This is a genomic window from Acinetobacter sp. YZS-X1-1 (genome assembly GCF_000804305.1).
Taxonomy (GTDB): domain Bacteria; phylum Pseudomonadota; class Gammaproteobacteria; order Pseudomonadales; family Moraxellaceae; genus Acinetobacter; species Acinetobacter variabilis.
In genome coordinates, this window is sequence record NZ_JWHB01000066.1 from 1 (window position 1) to 1299 (window position 1299).

Here is a 1299-nt window from a genome sequence, read left to right on the forward strand (position 1 = left end):
ATTTAGCTCAAATTTAACCTGACAGGCACAATAAAAAATGGGTAACTGTCAGATCAGGTTTGAGATACCGTCTCCACCGTCAAGCAAATTATTAAGAATTGATGCAATAATTTGCTTGATAAGGTTGTTGGTGTTTGAGTACACCATAACAAAGATGGACTAACTTCCTCATCGCAGCTCCAATCGCTATCATCTTAGTTTTACCATTCGCTAATAAGCGCTCATTCATTTTTTTGATATGAGGGTTATGTCGAGTTGCTACAACGGCTGCCATATATAAACCAGCACGTATTTTGGAAGAGCCTGCTTTAGATAAGCGGCTTCTACCACGAATGGAGCTACCCGATTGTTTTTGAATTGGAACCAAGCCGATAAAGGCTGCTGCTTGGCTAGCTTTTTCAAAAGTGTGGCTGCGCAAGAAACTAAGCATTAATAAGCTGGTTCGGTCTGCAATGGCAGGAATACTACTGAGCAGATCTTTGTCATTTTTTAAATCTGGATTTTGGTCAATATGATTATCAATTTGCTGATCAATATTTTGTATGTGTTTGTTTAATTGCGTAATACTATTATGAATAGATTCCATTACAGGCTCCATAGTAAAAGTAGAATTTGCTTTTTCCAAACGATTCTTTTCACGTTGTAAATCGTCGTAAAGGACAGCTCTTCTCTCTAGCAATGCATTAAGCAATTGAATATGTTCAGGCAGAGGTTGCCAAAAATGTAGATCTGCTGTCATTCCAAATCTGGCTAAAACTTCGCTATCTACCTTGTCTGTTTTATTCAGCTTGGACATACTCTGAGCAAAATATCGAGCTCTGGCAGGATTGGTTACACAGACCTGATAACCTGCTTTAAATAAATATTGAGCTAAGAGTTCATGATAAATAGAAGTGGCTTCCATTAATGTAATGGTCTGCATAGAAGTAGCAGCATGGTGATTTAGCCAAATTTGAAGTTGCTCAAAACCGTTTTGTGTATTCGAAAAGGTTTTTGTCTTCTTCTTACTTGTAGAATTGTCTAAAATTAAACAGCAATCAATTTTAGCTTTAGCAACATCAATACCAAGATAAAACATAATCTTACCTGCCTGATTTACCCAATTATTATTTTAGCATAACCACTGTCTTGTCTTGTGAATACAGCATCAGAGTGCTTAGTTACCGTCCAGAGTTGTGTAAGTGGTTAGGGCAAATTACAGGTTTTATCTCAAACCCAAACTTTATGTTTTGCTAGTACACGAAACTCTGTAATTTGCAATATAGTGATAGCTAATCACTATGAGGGATAAGATACAAG

The 1299-nt window shown here is 36.8% G+C and carries 1 protein-coding gene; it reads right to left on the reverse strand.

All coding sequences use genetic code 11. The features are described from left to right. Nucleotides 1-91 precede the first annotated feature (91 nt). Nucleotides 92-1078: an IS110 family transposase gene (locus tag RJ01_RS15520; RefSeq protein ID WP_034171737.1), complete on the reverse strand. Its 987-nt coding sequence runs from the start codon at nt 1076-1078 to the stop codon at nt 92-94. Between the last annotated feature and the right edge of the window lie 221 nt (nt 1079-1299).

Excerpts from the sequence above, each read along its gene's own strand:
- RJ01_RS15520 (WP_034171737.1), bottom strand. The coding sequence starts at position 1,078 with ATGTTTTATCTTGGTATTGATGTTGCTAAAGCTAAAATTGATTGCTGT.